This is a genomic window from Desertivirga xinjiangensis (assembly GCF_024436435.1).
In the GTDB taxonomy this organism is placed as follows: Bacteria; Bacteroidota; Bacteroidia; order Sphingobacteriales; family Sphingobacteriaceae; genus Desertivirga; species Desertivirga xinjiangensis.
Genome location: NZ_JAFMZP010000008.1, coordinates 107,949 through 127,472, shown reverse-complemented (window position 1 = coordinate 127,472; position 19,524 = coordinate 107,949). Strand labels below are relative to the sequence as shown.

At 42.9% G+C, this 19,524-nt stretch carries 18 protein-coding genes, 4 tRNA genes and 1 pseudogene; 7 read left to right on the top strand and 16 right to left on the bottom strand.

Annotation, left to right across the window (positions count from 1 at the left end; all coding sequences use genetic code 11):
- Nucleotides 1-347 precede the first annotated feature (347 nt).
- The 3 genes from J3P37_RS18115 to J3P37_RS18105 all read left to right on the top strand — a co-directional run bounded on the left by J3P37_RS18115 (nucleotide 348) and on the right by J3P37_RS18105 (nucleotide 1,543).
- Nucleotides 348-827, top strand: a complete 480-nt coding sequence (locus J3P37_RS18115; RefSeq protein ID WP_256012768.1) for an SdiA-regulated/phytase-like domain-containing protein — start codon at nucleotides 348-350, stop codon at nucleotides 825-827.
- A complete protein-coding gene (locus tag J3P37_RS18110; protein ID WP_256012767.1) occupies nucleotides 824-1,162 on the top strand; it encodes a hypothetical protein in 339 nt (112 codons plus the stop codon). The genes J3P37_RS18115 and J3P37_RS18110 overlap by 4 nt, the downstream gene beginning before the upstream one ends.
- Before the next feature lie 198 nt (nucleotides 1,163-1,360).
- The gene (locus J3P37_RS18105) at nucleotides 1,361-1,543 is read left to right on the top strand and encodes a hypothetical protein (protein WP_256012766.1); all 183 of its coding nucleotides are present in this window, start codon (nucleotides 1,361-1,363) and stop codon (nucleotides 1,541-1,543) included.
- A gap of 626 nt (nucleotides 1,544-2,169) precedes the next feature.
- Here the strand turns inward: J3P37_RS18105 and J3P37_RS18100 are convergent.
- From J3P37_RS18100 to J3P37_RS18065, 8 genes are all read right to left on the bottom strand, one after another.
- On the bottom strand, nucleotides 2,170-2,583 hold the full coding sequence (locus J3P37_RS18100; RefSeq protein WP_256012765.1) for a DoxX family protein: 414 nt from the start codon (nucleotides 2,581-2,583) through the stop codon (nucleotides 2,170-2,172).
- 51 nt (nucleotides 2,584-2,634) lie between these two features.
- Nucleotides 2,635-3,237, bottom strand: a complete 603-nt coding sequence (locus J3P37_RS18095) for an NADPH-dependent F420 reductase (RefSeq protein WP_256012764.1) — start codon at nucleotides 3,235-3,237, stop codon at nucleotides 2,635-2,637.
- A 187-nt stretch (nucleotides 3,238-3,424) separates the two neighbouring features.
- Nucleotides 3,425-4,318, bottom strand: a complete 894-nt coding sequence (locus J3P37_RS18090; protein ID WP_256012763.1) for a pirin family protein — start codon at nucleotides 4,316-4,318, stop codon at nucleotides 3,425-3,427.
- Between the two features lie 104 nt (nucleotides 4,319-4,422).
- Nucleotides 4,423-5,019 carry a Crp/Fnr family transcriptional regulator gene (locus J3P37_RS18085; protein WP_256012762.1) on the bottom strand — a complete coding sequence of 199 codons (597 nt, stop codon included), beginning with the start codon at nucleotides 5,017-5,019 and terminating at the stop codon, nucleotides 4,423-4,425.
- Between the two features lie 91 nt (nucleotides 5,020-5,110).
- Complete coding sequence (locus tag J3P37_RS18080; protein ID WP_256012761.1) at nucleotides 5,111-7,414, bottom strand: hypothetical protein; 2,304 nt, start codon at nucleotides 7,412-7,414, stop codon at nucleotides 5,111-5,113.
- Nucleotides 7,415-7,660: 246 nt separating this feature from the next.
- Nucleotides 7,661-9,727, bottom strand: a complete 2,067-nt coding sequence (gene ppk1 / locus J3P37_RS18075; protein WP_256012760.1) for a polyphosphate kinase 1 — start codon at nucleotides 9,725-9,727, stop codon at nucleotides 7,661-7,663.
- A 9-nt stretch (nucleotides 9,728-9,736) separates the two neighbouring features.
- Nucleotides 9,737-10,930, bottom strand: a complete 1,194-nt coding sequence (locus J3P37_RS18070; RefSeq protein WP_256012759.1) for a Pycsar system effector family protein — start codon at nucleotides 10,928-10,930, stop codon at nucleotides 9,737-9,739.
- Between the two features lie 17 nt (nucleotides 10,931-10,947).
- The gene (locus J3P37_RS18065; protein WP_256012758.1) at nucleotides 10,948-13,575 is read right to left on the bottom strand and encodes a BamA/TamA family outer membrane protein; all 2,628 of its coding nucleotides are present in this window, start codon (nucleotides 13,573-13,575) and stop codon (nucleotides 10,948-10,950) included.
- A 271-nt stretch (nucleotides 13,576-13,846) separates the two neighbouring features.
- On the opposite strand from J3P37_RS18065, the gene J3P37_RS18060 reads away from it, so the two are divergent.
- Nucleotides 13,847-14,392 carry a YceI family protein gene (locus tag J3P37_RS18060; RefSeq protein ID WP_256012757.1) on the top strand — a complete coding sequence of 182 codons (546 nt, stop codon included), beginning with the start codon at nucleotides 13,847-13,849 and terminating at the stop codon, nucleotides 14,390-14,392.
- Nucleotides 14,393-14,640: 248 nt separating this feature from the next.
- On the opposite strand, the gene J3P37_RS23160 is transcribed toward J3P37_RS18060, so the two are convergent.
- Nucleotides 14,641-14,904, bottom strand: coding sequence for a winged helix-turn-helix transcriptional regulator (locus J3P37_RS23160; RefSeq protein WP_256012756.1), 264 nt, complete (start codon nucleotides 14,902-14,904; stop codon nucleotides 14,641-14,643).
- A gap of 217 nt (nucleotides 14,905-15,121) precedes the next feature.
- On the opposite strand from J3P37_RS23160, the pseudogene J3P37_RS18050 reads away from it, so the two are divergent.
- Together J3P37_RS18050 and J3P37_RS18045 are read left to right on the top strand one after the other, a co-directional pair.
- Nucleotides 15,122-15,367: pseudogene (locus J3P37_RS18050) on the top strand (NAD(P)H-dependent oxidoreductase); the annotation flags it as partial.
- 192 nt (nucleotides 15,368-15,559) lie between these two features.
- Complete coding sequence (locus J3P37_RS18045) at nucleotides 15,560-15,925, top strand: winged helix-turn-helix transcriptional regulator (RefSeq protein WP_256012755.1); 366 nt, start codon at nucleotides 15,560-15,562, stop codon at nucleotides 15,923-15,925.
- Here J3P37_RS18045 and J3P37_RS18040 read toward each other — a convergent pair.
- From J3P37_RS18040 to J3P37_RS18030, 3 genes are all read right to left on the bottom strand, one after another.
- The gene (locus J3P37_RS18040) at nucleotides 15,901-17,040 is read right to left on the bottom strand and encodes a hypothetical protein (RefSeq protein ID WP_256012754.1); all 1,140 of its coding nucleotides are present in this window, start codon (nucleotides 17,038-17,040) and stop codon (nucleotides 15,901-15,903) included. The two genes, J3P37_RS18045 and J3P37_RS18040, sit on opposite strands and share 25 nt — an antisense overlap.
- A 242-nt stretch (nucleotides 17,041-17,282) precedes the next feature.
- On the bottom strand, nucleotides 17,283-17,447 hold the full coding sequence (locus tag J3P37_RS18035) for a hypothetical protein (protein WP_256012753.1): 165 nt from the start codon (nucleotides 17,445-17,447) through the stop codon (nucleotides 17,283-17,285).
- Between the two features lie 710 nt (nucleotides 17,448-18,157).
- Nucleotides 18,158-18,460, bottom strand: a complete 303-nt coding sequence (locus tag J3P37_RS18030; RefSeq protein WP_256012752.1) for a site-specific integrase — start codon at nucleotides 18,458-18,460, stop codon at nucleotides 18,158-18,160.
- 46 nt (nucleotides 18,461-18,506) lie between these two features.
- Between J3P37_RS18030 and J3P37_RS18025 the strand changes: the two genes are divergently transcribed.
- Nucleotides 18,507-18,701 carry a transposase gene (locus J3P37_RS18025; protein ID WP_256012751.1) on the top strand — a complete coding sequence of 65 codons (195 nt, stop codon included), beginning with the start codon at nucleotides 18,507-18,509 and terminating at the stop codon, nucleotides 18,699-18,701.
- A 319-nt stretch (nucleotides 18,702-19,020) separates the two neighbouring features.
- On the opposite strand, the gene J3P37_RS18020 is transcribed toward J3P37_RS18025, so the two are convergent.
- The 4 genes from J3P37_RS18020 to J3P37_RS18005 form a co-directional block, all read right to left on the bottom strand.
- A tRNA-Glu gene (locus tag J3P37_RS18020) sits at nucleotides 19,021-19,092 on the bottom strand.
- 26 nt (nucleotides 19,093-19,118) lie between these two features.
- Nucleotides 19,119-19,194, bottom strand: a tRNA-Met gene (locus J3P37_RS18015).
- 76 nt (nucleotides 19,195-19,270) lie between these two features.
- A tRNA-Glu gene (locus J3P37_RS18010) sits at nucleotides 19,271-19,342 on the bottom strand.
- Between the two features lie 26 nt (nucleotides 19,343-19,368).
- Nucleotides 19,369-19,444 (bottom strand) — tRNA-Met (locus tag J3P37_RS18005).
- Between the last annotated feature and the right edge of the window lie 80 nt (nucleotides 19,445-19,524).

Genomic DNA, 19,524 nt, shown 5'->3' with positions numbered 1-19,524 from the left:
TTAAGGAATAGATTAAGATACAGGCACTTTGACGACACAGCCATGAATAATATTAGAAGGCACGTAATTTCCGTCGCCCCTGGTAAGAATTTGCACATTTCTGGGATTAGTGCCCTGATCCGCTTTTTGGCCTGTTCACCAAATGTTCACCAGAAGGCAGTCTTTGTGCTGCAAATGTTCATAATAAAGATAGAGAAAATAGCAACCAATAGAACAATTTTTGAAAATTGCAGGTGCTCAGCCCTTCAAGAAAGCCGCTTCTGGAGGTTAGTTTCTTTTTACTTAGCTCATGAGAAGGTGAATTCATTATTGATGGAGGCGCGACTGCCTTATAATAGAAGACCAACATGAAAAAGCTAGGTTATTATCCAGTCGTAGTGGCTGCCGGGTTATTGACGTTGACTGCAATGACGGCTCTCCCTGATCTTATAAAGAGTGAATTTAGACACGAACTACCAGACAAGTTACATGAAATTTCCGGGATTTCCTTTTCCCCACAGCATGCGGAGAACAAGTTGTTTGCAGTACAGGACGAGGCAGGCATATTATTTACTTACGATCTCAGTTCAACTCGACTTACCGAGCAGCGTTTCGCTGGTAAGGGGGACTATGAAGATGTGGCGGCAGTCCAAGGCGCAGTATTTGTGTTGCGCAGTGACGGAGCGGTTTTCACCGTACAAGCAGGAAGACCGGGTGCAATAAAGCAAAAAGGGCTGTTACCTGCAGGGGAGTACGAAGGCCTGTATGCGGACAGGAAGAAGAAAAAAATATTCGTATTGGCTAAGAAACTGAGGGCGACTCGGGAAATCTCACTGGCTTCATCTTGAACTACGACAAGCATTACAACCTTGTTCTCGATGAGATATTTCTAATATCAACATTTCAAATCAATGAGGTGTCAAAAAAGAAGATCAGTAGCTTCCAACCTTCCGCAATTACCAAAAGAATTGCTAGTGATGAATGGTATATTCATTCTGCCGCTAATAGCATGTTGCTTGTTCTTGACCACAGACTGCAGTTAAAGAAAACCGTTCAGTTAGACAAGAACCAATTTGCTAAACCTGAAGGAATTGTATTCGACCAATCGGACAGAATGTACATATCGAATGAAGGGGCAAAAAGTAAGCCAGCAGAAATCCTCGTTTTCAACTTTAAAAGTTAATTCTGATAGCAGAGATTATCTCGCAATTCACTTTTTCTCTCCGACAGCTTTCGATTTCGCAATCGGAAGCTTTACTTTTTGCCCAAAACTGGAAAGCAGTGCTTGACAAAAATCAAGTTCCTTTCTTAAGAAAGCTCAATTTTAAGGTCTTGCCATGCTGGTACTTTTATATCAGGTTCAAACAACAAACAAATTACAATGGCAAGAATTCTAAACATCATTTCAAGCCCCAGGGGTTCGGAATCAAATAGCATCAAACTGGCTAACGCAATCATTACCAAAATTAAACAGAATGATCCGGGGGTTGATGCAGAAGGCTTTGCGCTTTCTGATGTGAAAGAGAAGGCACTTGAAGATGGCATTGCCAGTATTGTGCTGTAGCTTGCCTTAACGTTCTGAAAATGTTTTTAAGCCTTCGTGAGAAGGCTTTTTTTGCGGGCAAATGCCTTTAGGTTGGTTGTAAATGCCAGAGCTTTTACAGCGCTTCAATGACTTGTCCGCGCAAACTGCCACATACATACTTCCTAAATTTATCAGGCTCTGGACGTGTGGCGAGGAGCAAAAATTATTAGTCTTCCTTGTACTGAGACGCCCAGGATATTTATGATTTTCTTCCGACTTGCCACTATCAATTATAATTTAAGCCAAAATCCTTCTCCTGATTAGCAGCCGTCTGCTTGCCAGGTAGTGATCATGTTAAACAAAATCCCATATGAAGTTTTCTTCCTCCGCAGGCGTTCTTTTCTTTGATTTAAGTGCTTATTCATCAGTGGCACTTCCTCATAGGATTCCTGATTAGGAAGGAGAAACGCTTAACAAACTCTTGCCTGCTCTAGTTATTAGCGGAGTTCTTTCACCCGCGTCTGTCAATGTACCAGGCAAATAAGAAGTTGCAGTCTTCTTTGTAAACTGGAGAAGCGATCTGAATACCTATACAAAAAGTAGCTGAAGAACAGAAAAAGCCGTCTCCTCTTCGGGACGGCTTTTTCCTACTATAGTTGCTGCTCTTAAGCCAGTTCTGTTGCTTTAAACCTATTGCTCTTAATGATGGTGCTGAAGCTACCAACTTTAGGTGCAACTACCAGCAGCGCTCCTCCGAGTATTGACACATTTTTCATAAAGTTGATAAACTGCATCTGATAAAGCATCGGGTCTGTCTCTTTCCAAAACTGGTGCATGGTGAGCGTAATTGGAACAAGAAAGAGAACGATAAGCAGCGCACCGATTTTGGCTTTGTAGCCCGTGATAATGGATACCGCTCCTGCAATGGCCAGCAGTCCTGAAGCAGGTACAAGCAAGTTGGCAAAAGGCAGGCCCGTGCTTGCAGCATACGCTATTGTTTGCGCTGAAAAGTGAGAAAATCCTGAGATTAGAAACATAAGTGAGAAAAATACGCGGGCTGTGAAATTTAAATAGTTCATGATCGTGAGTTTAAAATGTGAATGAATAATTTGTTGTTGAATGGTTTCTTGTTAGTTCTTGATGAGGTTCAGCGTTGCTAGTGCTCCTTTGGGTTCTTGCAATTTGCTGGCAGTGGCTAAGTCACCTAAATCCACCACTGCGAAACCGGTAGACTGGATAGCATCTGACACGCTCTGTTTAGCCGCAGGTTCGTTGCCGGAGATGAAGATCACCCGCCGGCCGTTTGCCTCTGCCGGATCCTTTTCAAGTATCTTGAAGTATAATGTGTTAAAGGCCTTCACCACCTTCGCACCCGGAACAAAATCTGCAACCACTTCGGATGATGCGCGGCCTCCTAAGTCGGCAAGCCGAAACTCGGGTGCGTAGGTTATGAAATGATTGGTAGCATCAATCACGATGCGATTTGTCCAGTCGGTTAAATTGCTCAGTGTCGACAGTTGCGACCAGGGCAGGGCTAGTAATACAATGTCTGCTTCTGCGGCTTCCTTGCTGGTTCCGGCTTTAGCTCCAGCGCCCAATTCAGCAATGGTTCCCGACAATGATTCAGGATCTCTGCTATTGCTTAGTATTACTGAATGTCCAGCTTTAAGTAAATGAGCAGCTACTGTTTTTCCTATGTTTCCTGCTCCGATAATTCCGAATGTTGTTTTCATGTTTTCTTCTTTTTTGTTGATACTCAAAGGTAGAGCGGTGGCAGGGGCTGCACATTGAGGTCGATTAAGAAATACACTTGATAAAAGTCAAGCATGGTTTGGCTCTGGTCTGCAACAGTTCACAAAAAAAGCCTGCAGGCCAGGGGTACCTACAGGCTTATGCTTGCCAGTAAATTGAACAGCCGGCTTATACCGCTGCTGTTGCAATTGAATAGTCGATAGTTCCGTACTTTCCGTTGAAGAAATCCCGGTAGGCAATTGCAATATCTGCTCTTGAGTTCATTACAAAGGGACCCTCTGCTTCCACAGGCTCGGTATACCTCTCGCCGCCAAATACCAGAAGCTCAGCTTGCTCAATTCCATCATTCGAGAAAATAATCTCATCGCCGCCCTGCTCGAATACAACTAGCTGACTGTTCTCATAGGCAACCTGGTTTATTGACACTGCTTTTTGAGGAACGAAGGCCGCGTATTCTAAGTCGGGATTGACAGTTAACGTAAAGCTGGATTTCGGGTTTAGCTTGATGTGGTAGATAAACTGTTCAGTATAACGGATTACAGGTGATTCCTTGTCGCCCAGTTTTCCTATTATTAAACGGAGGTTACCAGCTTGTTCGGGTAATTCGAGTACTGGAATGTCGGAAGACTGCAATGCCAGATAAGCACCCTCTTCTTGCTTTTGTGCTGAAGGCAGGTTTATCCAGAATTGAACGGCATGTAAGTGTCCGCCACTTTTTTGCATCTCAGGAGAAGGTTCCTCATCGTGAATAATTCCATTTCCTGATTTCATCCACTGTGCACCTTCCGCTCCAACAAGCCCATAATTGCCCTTGCTGTCGAAATGTTCCATCTCGCCACTAAACATGTAGGTAAAAGTGATAATTCCACGATGCGGGTGAGCAAATTCACCTGACCTGGGGTTTACTGTAGCCTGGGGTTTAACTTCTGTCGGATAGAGGTGGTCCAGAAATACAAAGGGGCCAATTTTAGGAATATACCTGTTGGGCATTAACCTGTTAACAAGCAGCTTTCCAACTTTCGAATTGATACCTCCGGAACTTATAGCAATGTTCTTTTTCATAACTTTGATTAGCTTTTATGCTACTCAAAGTTGAGGTTCCTTTGTCTGCCACACATTGACGTATGGTAAATTAGGCCATTGACAAATGTCAAGTGAAGGGCGAATTAAGCGCTTTTCGGCTTCGATAGAAGCTGTTTCCGGATTCTGCTCAAGGTTTCTGGGGTGATGCCGAGGTATGAAGCTATCATGGTTTGAGGGAATCGCTGGAAAAGTTCCGGATACGACTTCTGTAACTCGAGATAGCGTTCCTCCGCAGACAGGCTTATTGAAGCATGTAATCTTCGCTGACTGGCAATGAAATTACGCTCATCCATTTTAGCAATGGTTTTAGCAATAGCTGGAACCTTCATCTTCAGATCCTGAATTATTTCGTTGGTTACCAGCAGTAATTCCGAATCTTCTACCGCGTCTATGTTGTATTTGCTTGGGGTAAGCATCACATAGCTTTCATAATCGCCCACCCACCAGTTTTCAATGCACAACCGTACGATGTGTTCGTTCCCACTCTCATCCACTGAATATTGGCGCATACTCCCCTGGGTTATGAATGCCATGTATTTGCACACATCGCCTTCCTGTAACAGGTACTGGCGCTTCCGTAGTTTTTTTGGCTTAAAGCTTTGTTGAATAAGGGTGTATTCTTCTTCCGAAACGGCTGTTGAGGAGTAGTCCTCTATATATTTTTTAAGGTTCTCGAACATTACAGACTAATTTACTAAACTATGCAGGACATTGTGCCCTAACCAGAGGCTAAGATAATATTTTACAACCTTTTTCGGCTTCTGCCCTTAGTTAAGAAATTCCCATACGGAAGGCCTTCAATCCTGTTACCCCCTGTAAGTCCTCAAGATCGAGCAATTCTAAGTCATCCCTCAACACCTCAAGGTCCTGTAGCTCTCTGATATAGTCCAGGTATTCCTCCTTTTCTACATCATTCATATAAACTATTGCAATTTTTTCTGGCTGAGTAAGTCGTTCCCCGGTACCTTTTATAAGTACTTTATCAATTCGCTTCTTTACAATTTCATAGCGTATGCTATACCCGCCTTCAACATCAAAGAGTTTCTCATCGTCTCTAAAGGTGATATCAATTGGCGAAGAATGCACATAAATGAGTTGTGTGGTACTTAGTGGTTTTGGCAGATGGGGTTTAAGATTTCTGAGCGAGGCGCCAATCTCGGCCATGTTTTTCAATTGCCATAGTCTTACCGTCCTTATATGATGTTGTTCGAAGTTTTGCTCTGGAGCAATGGATTGCCCCATGTAGATGTCGTATTCTACACCGTCTGTTCTAAACTTTTCGAAGTAATGAGGAAAGAGCTGTTGAAGCTCCTTTTGGCTAGCGAGCAGATTGACGCTGATCTGATCGTTGATTCTTTGCATGGAAAGTTCCAGTTCTCTCCTGTTTCGATATACTATTCCAGTTTGAGAGGAGGATGCAGCAAAGTATGCATCTATTGTCAGATCTGTATCTGCAGACCGATGGTATATCTGATCAAAGTAGGGATTTATTTCACTTTGAATAAGCTGGACTAATTTAAATTCATCTTTGGTTTCGAAATAGGATTTGAACACGTTGTCCCAGCTAATCCGCTTTTCTATCAGCTGCGTTTGTTCTTCTTCTTTCAAGTATTCTTTCAAGGCGTCTAAAGTTTTTTCTATCCATCTGATATGGACGCTTGAATCCAGGAAAACCGCCTCATTTCTTTCCTGGGTTGAGTGCCTCACATCTATTGCACCGTAAATGGGATACACTTGTTGAAAGCTCACTCGGGGAACTGGCTTCAACCCGGAAGTTGCGCTGTCCTGAAGATACTGCCAGGCTGCCTCATTAAACTTCCACTTTACGGCCGATTTAAGGGAAGTAAACTTCTCATGAATCACATGCTCGATGGAGTTCTCGAAGTCCTGGATAATCTGCTGCATTAACTGTGTTAGATAGGGCATAGCAGGCTGTAATCGCGATAGGATGGCTCTTGTGAAACTTAACTCCTTTGTAGAATGAAGTTCCAGAAGTCCGAGGAGGTTTTTGTTTTGAACTACCGGGACAAGCACATAGGTCTGAATGTGAGCATCATCGAGAATATTGAATAAAAAGGGCATGGACGTTGCTTGGTCAGCGGCTTTCTGATAAATTGCTATATCTGTATTCTTTTCATAATGCTGCACCAGCCTTTCAAAAGCTTCGCGGTTCGCTAGCGCCAGCAAAACACTTGTGTGGCTGCGTTCAGGCAAGTAAACCGCACGACCATTTAATCTGGCAAATGGAATAAAACCAAAGTTTATGTCCATACTTCCGATCAAGTTTTGCAGAGAGATGTTTACTTGTTTGAAATCCGGATTGCCCGTTTGGTCAACCAAATAATCTTTTAAATTTTCTACCGCATGCTGAGCTGTAACATCTGTGAACTCAAGTATGGAAAAGCCGCTTAATTCAATCATAGATAAGGGCAGCTCCTCTTCCAGGTATTCTTCTTCCTTCTGATTAAGTAATCCTGTCTCGAATAAGCTTCGGTTCAGTTCCGGAAGCGTTCCATGATAGGCGATGTGAATAAAGCGAGTGTCGACATGTAGCTTATAATACAGGGGCTGACCAGTTTCGGGATGCTTTCCCTGTATAAAACTTTCGCTGCTAAGTCCTGCATCAATATCATAAAACCTGTTCAGGGCCAAGCGATAGATGAACGCTTTTTGCGAAATGGAAAATAGCGATTTAGTATCGAAAACCCCTTCAAGCGAGCAAGCTGTCTCAGAAATATGGAAGTCGGCGAAGGCATTCGTGCTATAGAAGATCTTTGAAGGAACAGGGGTACTGAGAGCCCAAAGATGAGAGGCTTCACTCGAAGCAAGTGGTGTAAGTACCATGTAAACAAGATCCAAAAACTCCTTATACATTTCAGACTCATGTATGTCAATCCCTGCACCTGAAAGTTCATTTTCAAACTTCCATACCAGGTTTTGGTACACAGCACTTTTTACTGATTCTTCCTTCATTCGTTCTTTCAGGAATTCGATAAAGGGACGGAAAGTAAGTTCGGTTCCAAATGCGCTTAATTGCTTGTCGATAATCTTCAGATCGTAAATTTCGGTTCTCATGATAGATACTTATTTAGCGGACTAAGGTCAGAGCAGTTTTACAATATGCGATGCTGAGGGAGATCGAGGCTGACACTTGAAGCGGACTAAGGTAGGGAACGTGCAGCGAGATGAGGTAAGCTATTACTTTCATAATAAATATGATTTTGTTAATAGCTCAAATCTCGCCTATGATAGGAAATCAGCTCTTATCAGAAGTCAAAAAGTACCTTTGACAAATGTCAAGAGCTGAAAGGGGGCGGGTAACTAGAGCGGTACTACAGGTACCGGTGCTGCTTCGGCCTGAATTTTAAGCGCTTGATAAATCTTCTCTTGTGAGCTGGTGCGCGCAGTTCCATTCTCTACGGGTAAGTTTTTTCCATGGCTATCTATACTTACTGCCTGTACATTGTCTTGAAGTTGGATATTGATCAAGTTCAAAAGAGTTTGTGCAATGGCAACATCGTAAATAGGGAAACAAACCTCAATGCGACGGTAAATGTTGCGGTACATCCAATCGGCAGATCCTAGGTACATCTCTGTGTTTCCGTTGTTCGAGAAAATAAAAACGCGGCCATGTTCCAGATAACGGTCGATGATACGTATCACGCTTATGTTTTCGCTTAATCCGGCTACGCCAGGAATAAGCCTGCAAATACCTCTGACTATGAGCTTGATTTTCACACCAGCCTGGGAGGCCTTATAAAGAAGAGATATCATTTTCTCTTCTTCAAGATTGTTTAGCTTTATAGTGATGCCTGACTCTAATCCTTTTGAAGCGTTTTCAATCTCCCGTTCGATGAGCTGTGTAAAATGGTCTTTGAGATTGAATTGTGCCACAAGGAGATGTTTGAAATGAATGTTATCCTGGCCTGTTGGCTTCCTGCGCTTTTCCAGAAAGTAAAACAGTTGTTCTACCTCTGCGAGCAGGGAGTGATTGGCTGTAAGAAGTACGTGGTCGGTATAGAATGCCGCTGTTACTTCGTTGAAGTTTCCGGTGGAGAAAATACCCAGAGCCGGTGCATTCTTCCGGGTAACTAAGGCAATTTTTGCGTGGACTTTCAGGGTAGGAATACTGTAGATGATTTTAATTCCGGCTGCCTTCATTTTCTTAGACCACTTGATATTGTTTGCTTCGTCAAACCTGGCCTTAAGCTCTACGAATACTGAAACTTTCTTTCCGTTTTTTGCTGCCGTTATTAGGGCACTCGCTATTCTTGAATCAGTAGCCAGGCGGTAAACTGTGATGTAAATATTTTCAACATCCGGATTAACAGCGGCTTCGTTAAAGAATCTTATCACTGAATCATAGGATTGATAGGGGTTGTTTATAAGGATATCCTGTTCCTGGATGCTATCAAACAGGCTTTTACCCTGAGGGACGTTAACAGCTAGTGGCGACCACTTTTCATAGAACAGAGAAGGGGTCTTCAAAGGAAGATCTGAAAAATCTTTGAGATTATGGTATCTGCCGCCTTCTACCAGCGTCGCTTTTTCAAGCTTTAGAATCGCAGTTACCTGCTCGAGGTATTCCTGAGGCATTCCCCCTTCGTACAGAAGTCGGGTAGCAAAGCCGAAATCCCTTTTTTCTATTTGCCTTTCTATCTTTTCAGCCAGGTCTCCTTCATATTCATCTGCTATTTCCAATTCGGCGTCACGTGTCACTTTCATAGAATAGATATGTGAAAGCCCGGAGAATTGCGGGAGCTTTCGAAGGTTGTGCCGCAGAATATCGTCGATAAAGAGAATGTAGTCTTTATTATCAACATTCAGACTGATAAATCTAGGAAGGCTATCGGATGGTATGTTAACAAGATAAAGGCTTTCTTCCCTTGTTTCTTGCTTCGCTATAAGGAGCTGATACAACTTGTTGTTCTCGGGGAAAAACGAGCTGTCTTTAGTAAGCTCCACGATATGCAGGTAAGCAAGTAAGTGGCTGAAAAAATAATCGCTGGCAGCCTCTTGAACGGGAAAAGGAATCTCTTCGTTATAAATTAGCTGAACTCCTGACTCTTTTAGCGATGGAAGAAGTTGTGACAGAATCCCGCCAAATTGTTGCTGGTGATTTTTGATTGTCTCATTCACCTCCTCGATGACATCCGGAAGTGACATCACCTCTTGCTTATCCTGCTTTTTCTTGTTCAAGCGATGGAGGGCGCGGATGGCAGGCATTCTCACGCGGTAAAATTCGTCCAGATTTGATGAGAATATAGAGAGAAACTTCAAGCGTTCGAGCAGAGGCAAATGCTCTTTTGCGGCTTCTGTTAATAAGCGTTCGTTGAAAGACAACCAGCTGATATCACGATTGAAAAACGAAGACATGGGAGAGTTCATAAAAAATGCTTAAGAAAATATTAATGAGGCAATTAAAAAAGAGATAACCGAAACTATCAAACCATACATAAAGACGTTGTAAGAGATTCTGAGCAGGCGGTATTTTTTCCCGAGCACCACTCCCTGAGAATGGAGGTCTTTTATCAGCATCCCGTAGAGGTATTGTTTATCGTCCATGGCCACCTGCATAGAGGATGCATAGTTTTCGAGGCTCATTCTATGAAAGTTTCCAAAAAACAACAGGTTCGCCTTTTTTTGATCCACCTCCTGAGTACTAAACAGCCCGCGGGTGATAGCCGGTCTTGTTGAAAGGATGGCAAAGATGATAGCAGTGAGGCTTACCATTAGTATAGTGTAAGTGGGATAGGCAAGGTAAACTTCAGAGTCGATCTTTTGTATCAGGAAACTTAGAACAGCAGAAAGGATTATGGAGTTAACGGTTATGATGATGTTCGCTTTGTTGTCAGCCATATCACTGAGGCGTTGATGGTTCTGTGAACTGATCCTAAACATAGTCTCTATACCTTTTGTTGGTTTGTCTTCCCTGATCCTTTCCGGGGAGGCCTCCTCATGTTCAAAGGGAGACACTAGAGCAGGCAAGCCCCCTTTCTTTTCCAGTCTCTTTATCAGGGAACTAAGATTTTGCTGTTTTTGTTCAGACAAGTGTTTCCGGGCATATTCTGTTTGGAATTCATGGTTTTGCAGGAATACCACTGTTCTCTTTAACCATTCTTCTTTATTGATAGATTGACCATACAGCATCTCTGCTTCTTTGCGAACGAGTTTGTTCAAGTCGGCAAATTCGGGTGTACCCAGATGAAAAAGGTCGGCATCTGCTACGATCTTTTCTACTGTTGTATTTGCGAGCTGAGGCAGCTTGGTGGCGAGGATTGCGTTTTTTACTTGAAGCGTAATTTCCGGATCTACTGCTTTAGCCAGCAGGAACTTTTCAGCCCGTTCAGCACCCTCGGTTTCATGATTAGCCGGGTTAAACAGGTATCCGATGTCGTGAAACCATGCGGCTGCCGCAACAATAAACCTTTCCTTTTGTCCAAGTTGGTAGCTTTCGCTGAGTATTCCGGCGTTTGCAACTATTTTTTCGGTATGATATAAGTTATGGTAGACGAGATTAGAGGTCTCGTTCAGCCTGTACAGACCAGTAACGTGTTCTTTTATTTGTTCAAGTAGTATGGTGTAGTTCATGATATTGCTTGTTGAGGTTAGAAACGCATGTTAAGTTTTAAATAGGGGTACCAGCCTTCGGAGGAGTGCCCCCCAATCAATTGGATGACTGCATAGTTCGCGGGCGAAAAATAAGCGCCGCCGCCATAGCCCTGGTGCCATTTGCTGGATTTCTCTCCCTTCTCCCAAACCCGGCCGATGTCGTAAAACGCATTGATTCCGATTTCCCCAGGTAGAATATAGCTGGCCAACCGGGCTAATCTCAAGCGCAGGTCGAGGTTGTTATAAAATAGATGCTGACCGGCGAACCTGTACTGCCGAAAACCGTAAAGATTATCATGGCCGCCGAGGAACATTGATTGGTAGAAGGCTGTATTCCCAAGCGTTAGACCAGCTCCCACGCGTTCTGCAAGCACCAAACTGGAGTCTTTTGAAAGTTTTCGATAAAATCTAAATTCTGGTTTGATTTGTATGAAAGACCTGGAATTTCTATTAAGCCCTGTCGAGCCTTGAATACCAATTTTTAAATAGCTTCCAAAGCTGGGTAGTATCTGGTTGCTGCGCGTATCTCTGCTCAAATTTACACTCAAGCCTGTATGCAGCTTGTCTTTGTTAAGGCTTAAACTATCGTAAGAACCAACAGCGCCTGATTCAGTTATAAAGCGGCCTGTGTTATCTGAAACCTGATAGGAATAGTATTGAAAAGTAGCTCCGGTACTTATACTAAGCCGATTATCAAGGTCCCACTTTAGGCCACTTTCAAGCTGTACCTGGTTGAACCTGGCCCTATAAAAAAGATCAGAACGGCTTCCCTTCAATCTCTGGGTTTCGTTACCGCGGCCATAAAAGTTTATGGTGTTATTCGGGCCCAGAACTGAAGCGTTTACGAAAAAGTTAGCCTTTCCGACAACATCGGTCCAGTCGCCACTATATCTTACTTTAAAAGCACGTGTTGAAAAGGACCGGGACACACTAAACTGGTGTTCGCTGGCGTAGGGCAATTTACGGAAGCCTGTACGCTTATGCTTTATTCCCAAGCCTAACATGAATCCATCATCCTGGTTATAGCCGCCACTTACAAGAGGCATGTTAATATTATAGCGGTTTATAGGAATGTATCTTGAGTGTGAAGAATCGTTTGATAAGCGAGTCCTGAACACGTTGTTGGTATCCCTGAAAGTTACGTTAGTTTCTCTGGCAAATACTCGCACTTTCCTGGTCGATTGCTGCGCATCGAAGACTTTTTCACCGTCTGCTGCTATGAGTCGAATCTGAATGGAGGATTTTGTATTGATACTGATGTTATCTGCGCCTTTTCCTGTATATACCCAAACCTCTTTAGTAACCTGCGGGTCCATCGTTTTGCTAAAAACCAGTTGTTTGTCCCCCTGTGCTTTTAGCCGGAATATCTCCAATGTTAGTTGTTTGTTGTTGCCGCTAAACTTAATCTGTTCGTTCTTGTCTGAAGCTTTTACCTCTACGATCTCGTTAAGGAAGAAGTAGAATTTTTCTGACTCTTCTAATAGCCTGGATCGTTGACTTCTCATTTTAGACAACAATTCATCGTGGCGGAGTTCGTAAGATGATGCAGGTAAACGTCGTAAAGAAGTTTCCAGCACCTCATCGGGCACAGCCGAAACGAACTCGCTGGTAATCCTCATCCACTCTTCATAGCTCATCTCGTTTAGTATTCTTGACACCATCAGCCGGCTTTCCCAGAGATAGGTATTGATGTTCCTTACCTCATGGTCGTAACCCTGAAGAAAAGGCAGAAGCCATGAGCGCGAGGCCAGGTTAGGGAACAGACCTTGATTCAAGTAGAATACCTGATCACGATCCCGGGGAACGGCGATGTATTTTTTCCCTTTACCCTCCTGGATATCTTTCCATCTCCATTGGTCCACGTGCCGGTCCCAGTCGCCGATCAATATATCCAGCAATGTCGCTCTCAGAAAGCCTTCGGCCTCTACCTTGTTGCCACTGTCTTCATCCAGAGCGGCAAACATTTCTGGTGTGTTGTCTGATTTCCCGAGCGGTTCTCTTTCTTCTAAAAGGACTAGCGTGTTTTCAAAAGTGGAAGCAAATTCACCAAGTGCGGGGTCTGGAGCTACCAATCCAACAACTGGATTTGTATGAGGCACTCCCGTTGCCTTCGCTAGAACCGGTACTATTAGAGCTGCGTAGGGGTGCTGCGCCGACATATTATCGTCTACCCAGTCTTTTGCAAAAGTATTTCTGATTACTTCCGGGATTAAAACCTCCGGGTATTTCTCTACGCTTCGAAGTACGTATTCCTTGCCCTGCTTATCCTTAAGCCGGAGTGAATGACTTTGATGCCCACCCCCGCGTCTGGTGGGGGTAAGGCCTCCATTAAGCTCTGAGATTTTTATTATTGGAACCTTGGTGTCTGCAGCCCATTCTTCACGATAGTTCTCACCGAATAGTTTCCGGTGAAACTTCCCTGGTTTGTTATACGAGGCATGAGCTTTCACGATAACGCTGTCCTGAGCAAAGGATGTGCTTGCATGAAGTATTAACGTGAGGATAATTAATAAAGAGAATACGAACGTGAAAAGGTGGTCTTGTTCGTCGCTTCCTTTTGCTGACTTCAACTTTGTGGTAGTAGCCATTCTTTTGATTTTGCTACTATGATTGTTTGTATTCATGATAACTCTTGTTTTAGCTTGTGAACCTTGGCATCAAAAGTCACGATTGCTAAAAAGCTGTCTCATGAGCTTTGCTAAGAAATTGGATTGACAAAAATCAAGTGCCTGGGAAGGAGGTACATTTCATTTTCTTAAAGGTGTTAAGGACGGATCGCGAGGACTTGACATTTGTCAATTGTGCTTTTTATCTTATGTCAATGTGTAGCAGTTGCTACCTCTCCATCTTTGTTGTGTTCACAAAACGAAATTTTAAAACTTAAAAATTATAATCATGGAAACTACACAACAAGCAGTAAAATGGACTATCGACAACATGCACTCAGAGGTCTTATTCAAAGTTAAACACCTGGTTATCTCAACTGTGACAGGCTCGTTTAAATCGTTTAATGGATCTGTAACCCTTCCAGAGGAATCGCTAGAAGGGGCAGAAATCAGTTTTTCAATTGATGTTGATAGCATCGACACTAACCAGCAGCAACGCGATGCGCATCTCAAGTCTGCCGACTTCTTTGATGCAGAGAGCTTTCCGACCATCAACTTCCAATCGGTGTCATTCATTAAAAGAGACGAAGAGAATTACAGCTTACTCGGTAACCTTACGATCAAAGGAGTAACCAAACTAGTGGAGGTAAATGCCGAATATGGCGGCACGGAGAAAGATGCATACGGCAATCAGAAGATCGGGTTCGAAGTTACGGGAACGATAAACCGAAAAGAGTTTGGATTAACTTACAACGCCCTTACAGAAACAGGGGGACTGGCGATTGGAGAAAATATCAAGTTGATTGCCAACATTCAATTGCAAAAATCAGCTTAGATTCATAAAATATACCAAATAAAAAGACAAGGGCATTGTCTTTTTATTTGGTATTTGGCTTACATGGATACCATATAAAGGCTTTCACATGCTATCTGCCCTATTTAGCTTTGCGCATGCTATATCTTATCATCTCTCGGTGTTGTAAGGCCCAGGATTTTAGCCCCAAAAGGACGGTCTTCAATGATTCACTATGAGTGTAACCTCATAGACGATGGTGATCGGAGTGGATGGTGTTATAGTTCTTTTCAAAATCCATTCATTTCCAACTCTTTTAACTGGCGAGAAAGGTTCTTTGGGGTAATGCCCTGTATAGCCTGCTGAATCTCGTTAAACCGTCGCGGCTTTTCGATCAACGTATAAATCAGTGGCAACTTCCATTTACCGTTAAGCACATATAAGGCGTCTTGAATGGCATTCACACTACTCAGACATTCCTCTTCCTTAATAAGCTCCTCATTCTCAGCTAATTTGATAGAGTCAAATCTGTCAACTTTCCTTAAAGATACCACTTTCCTGAAGGATAGTAAGGTTTTTTCGATGGTTACTGCCTATACTTTTGGACCAAAATGATTTTTTGAAAAAGATCCTTCATTTAATATCCAGCCCGAGAAAAGACGCTTCTTAAAGTATCAAACTTGGCAGGGCAATTGTAGCCCAGATTACTGAAACCTATCCTGATGCTGTGCTTGAGGAACTGGACCTGATCGCTGAAGAAACCCTCATCTTGATGGGTCGCACCTTCAGGCATTCTTTACCCCTCCCGATCAGTTAAGTGCCACAGATAAGGTGGCTATTCAATTCTCGGATAAGTGGATTGGACAGCTGCAAAGCGCCGACTTTATCGTAATAGGTGCACCTCTTTATAACTTCACGATACATTCTGCCCTTAAAACCTGGATTGATCATGTTGTTCGAGCAGGAAAAACCTTTTCCTACAAAGAGGGCGGTCCGGAGGGATTGGTGAAAAAATAAAAAAAGTGTATCTGGCAGTACTACCATGATCCGCCTGAAAGCAGGCTAGCGGATTGACAAAAAGCAGTGTGTCTGCATATTCTTCCCATGAGGATGTTTTCTTTTTTGCGATGAGAGCACCTTTAGCTAGCGATAAGGCAGGGAAGAATTATTCCGTATAGCGGTTCAAATCCATATGTGTTATTTTTGTTTATGGCATATGAAAGAAAGATTCCGATTTCGATGGATTGCGGTTTAGATCTTTTCAGAGAGGTTCTCAATGGGAAATGGAAAATTGCATTGTTATATTATATCTCAGAAGGTATAAAGCGCCCAGGTGCTTTGCAGAGAAGTATACCTGAAGCATCGCGCAGAGTATTGAATATCCAGTTAAACCAGTTAGAAAATTACGAACTGGTTAAGAAGAAGATTTTTAAGCAACTCCCCCCTAAGGTTGAATATTATCTCACAGAACTTGGAGAGAGTTTGGTTCCGGTTATAAGAACGATCGGAGACTGGGGTGATGCACATCGCGAAGAATTAGAGAGGGTTATTTATTTTAATAACGCAAATGCTTGATGATCACTTCCTATCCATTTGTACAAATGAATAGTACTTTGTTGTTGTCCGTCTTTATCCTTGCTGCTATGTGAAATATAAAATAATCCATCGCCTAAAGGGCACATACCCGTAGCTCCCCACTTAAAAGACCAACCCCTAATGCCTGATACCGGATCTTTGGAGCCGGCTTCTAGCAAAGAAAGTGTTTCGACTTTAAACTTCTTATTTTCAGATCTTATGTAACTTTTAATCGGCTTTCTTTTTCCATCAATGACAAAGAGATCATAGTTTGGAAAATGAGACTTAGATCCCTTGTACACTGCAGCGAACAAATTTCCTGTGTATGGATCATAAGCCAAGTTCTGAATGCCATACCGGGTATTTCCTGTTTTTAAGAAATAATTTTCGAGGGGCTTTTTGGGTCCTGAATGGTGTAGCTTGTTCTGTGATAGTTTTTGCGCATACTGCTTCCAATCACTAACGTCGTATTTCAAGATAACCTGATGGTCATTATCACTTCGTGTTGTATCACCATAAATGCCGTATGCTACGTACAAAAACTTTTTAGTAGGATTGGATCTCCCTATAGCCGGGCCAAAAGCAACTCCGTCTATTCCTGAACAGGCAAACCGATGCGCCCTTACTCTATCCCCATCTTTTACCGTCGCCGCATAATCCTTTACTGCCTCCCTGATATAAACAGTATTTAATACATCTTCTTTTTCTGCATCCATGTTTGCACGTACAATACGCGACCCATCGAAAATTGCAATGTAAAATCCATCCTCGCTCGCCGTTTTACCTCCTAATTGTCTTGTAATGCCTTTTCCTATTGCATCGTTTTTGTATTCTAGCGACCCGTATATCTTCCCGTCATCACCAAAAGCCAGATCGCCGAGGTGACCGACAAAGCCAGTCACACTACCTATTAAATTTCCCGAGAAGTCAGTTTTGATCAACCTATCAGTAAATGAGAAGTAGACCCAAGCATTCGCTTTATCCACCACAATGCCTTGCACGTGAAATTTACCCTGCTTACCTGAATAAATGGAATCCGGAAGTGTTAGAGTTTGAGACTGAGAGCGCAGGGATACTGCGGTAAAAACCAAGAGGTACAAAATGAATTTTTTCATCCTTTAGATGACTAAGTTGATTTAGAGTTTAGACTTGTGCCAACATAGATCCTACAGTGACGTGGGTCGGCAAAAGCCATTAATACGGCGGATTGATTGCGGCTCCTGTGAATGATGAATTGTTGGATTTTTATAAATTTCTTCCCTAACAGTCTGAGTAACAAAGAAGCCGCAGACTTAAATAGCTGCGGCTTCTTCTTATAAGATCTTCTCAGCCATTACCTGCGTTGCCATACCTGTTCTCACTGTGTATCCGGAAAGGCAGGAAGAAGAAACGCTCCAGCGGCAACAGACACTTTTGATGTACTTCTAGACGAACTGCTAATCTCGTCTGACGAATTGTCGGCAGGCGCATTTTCATGTTTGTTACAGCTAGCAGAAACAAGTGCGCCGACAACGAATGCCATCCGCAAGGACTTTTTAAAAATAAATTCCATTTTATTTGTGTTTGTTATGTGAGGTAAGTTTCATTTGCTCTCCAGTACAGGCCACAAACCTAGAAAACCGCACATTACCTATACATTAACGTTACGTTTCATTTTCTGCGTAATTCATGGTTTTTATGGAGACTTTTGTTGTTTAGCATAACAACGTCTTGAAACTAAGGCTTATAGCGGCTAAAGAAGAAAGACAATACTCATGATGACCTTCAACAGTTTGTTCAGCCTGTTTACACCCTACTAAAACTTCTTGTAGATGACGGATTGCTAAGTGGTTTTTTCAAATGCGCCCTTGTTTAATTCTCTGCAATTTTTGCAATGAACTGAACACTGGCCCGCTGTGTCACAGTAGTATACAAATCGGTATCCGCTGAAGGGCGGAGCGTCCACATTTTTTAAATCCACTTTGCCCTTTGTCCAGTTTACAGCCGATGAGAGCGCCATAATTAATTAAATCTAGGATTATGGAAAGGTATCAAGTTAAATCGCACTATTCCAGGTTGCTGAAATTACAGTAAGTTATCAGCCTAAGTTCAAAGCTTCAGAAAGGCCAACTGTATCAAGTTCAAAAGACGTCTACAACTTCTTCTTTCATAACTGGGATAATACCCGCATTGAAATGATTGAGCAGTTTAAGATAATGCTGTTAAACTGTGCAAATAAAATCCTGGGAATCTTCACTGTCTCAACCGGAGGTGTAGCTGGTACTGTTCCAGACCTAAAGTGATATTTGCTACCGCTTTGAAAGGAAATGCCAGTTTAGTGAAGATCCAGGCTTCGCTGTCAACTCCCACTCCAATCTCGGAGCGCTTTAACTTTTTAATATCAGCGTAAGCCAAACCTGTATAGCAGCAGAAAAGAAAAATGTCGCGCACCTGGGCCAGACGCTCCATGCTGATTTTCTTTCTGTGCATCGTATCTAGTTCCCCCTTGGTGAGATAAACCCGCTCACCACCGGAGTTACTGGACAATGGCGACACATTAAAACAACTACTGGCCAGAAGCCGCTATCTGCTTTAAAAGACTGTGATAATTAGACTACAGAGAAGGCTGAGTGGGCTAAGTTACTTAACAATTAATCTGCACCACAACAATATCCTTAACTATTTTGATACCCGAAGTACCAACGCATCGGCCGAATCTTTCAATGCAAAGATCAAAGCATTCAGAGCTCAGTATAGAGGCGTAGGAAATGTCAATTTTTTCCTCTTAGACTTATGAAGATTTTTGCTTAGTCCACAGATTTTGGTACTGACCCCAACTTTTCCGGGATCAAGTGGAAAAGTTGGGGGCGGCTAAGCGCATTAGTGCCAAACTTTTTAAAACGGTCGTCATGCCGAATTCAATTCGGCAACTCTTGGACTATAAAGGACATGCTTAAGCAAGAGGTCCTGAAACAAGTTCAGGATGACGAAGGAAAGAACATCCCCCCAACTTTTCCGCTTGATCCCTTTTCCGCTCGATCAACCTTCGTTTGGTTCGTAAAATCGAGTTTTGCTAAAACTAAAAATCCCGCTCTACTTCAAGTAAAGCGGGATCGTAGCCCGTAGGGGAATCGAACCCCTGTTTCCAGAATGAAAATCTGGCGTCCTAACCCCTAGACGAACGGGCCAATTTGAAGAGTCTTCCATCTTCTTTTGGTAGCGGGGACCAGACTCGAACTGATGACCTTCGGGTTATGAGCCCGACGAGCTACCAACTGCTCCACCCCGCACTGTTTTTTCAATCTTTCAAGCCCCGATAAATCTCATCTGAGACATAAAAAAAGCGGGTCATTTAATCCGCTTGCGTAGCCCGTAGGGGAATCGAACCCCTGTTTCCAGAATGAAAATCTGGCGTCCTAACCCCTAGACGAACGGGCCATTTGAAGAGTCTTCCATCTTCTTTTTGGTAGCGGGGACCAGACTCGAACTGATGACCTTCGGGTTATGAGCCCGACGAGCTACCAACTGCTCCACCCCGCACTTTTGACAATCCTGTAAAGCTTTCTTTTGTTAAATACTTACCCCCCGAATTGGACTGCAAAGATATATTTCGTTTCTTT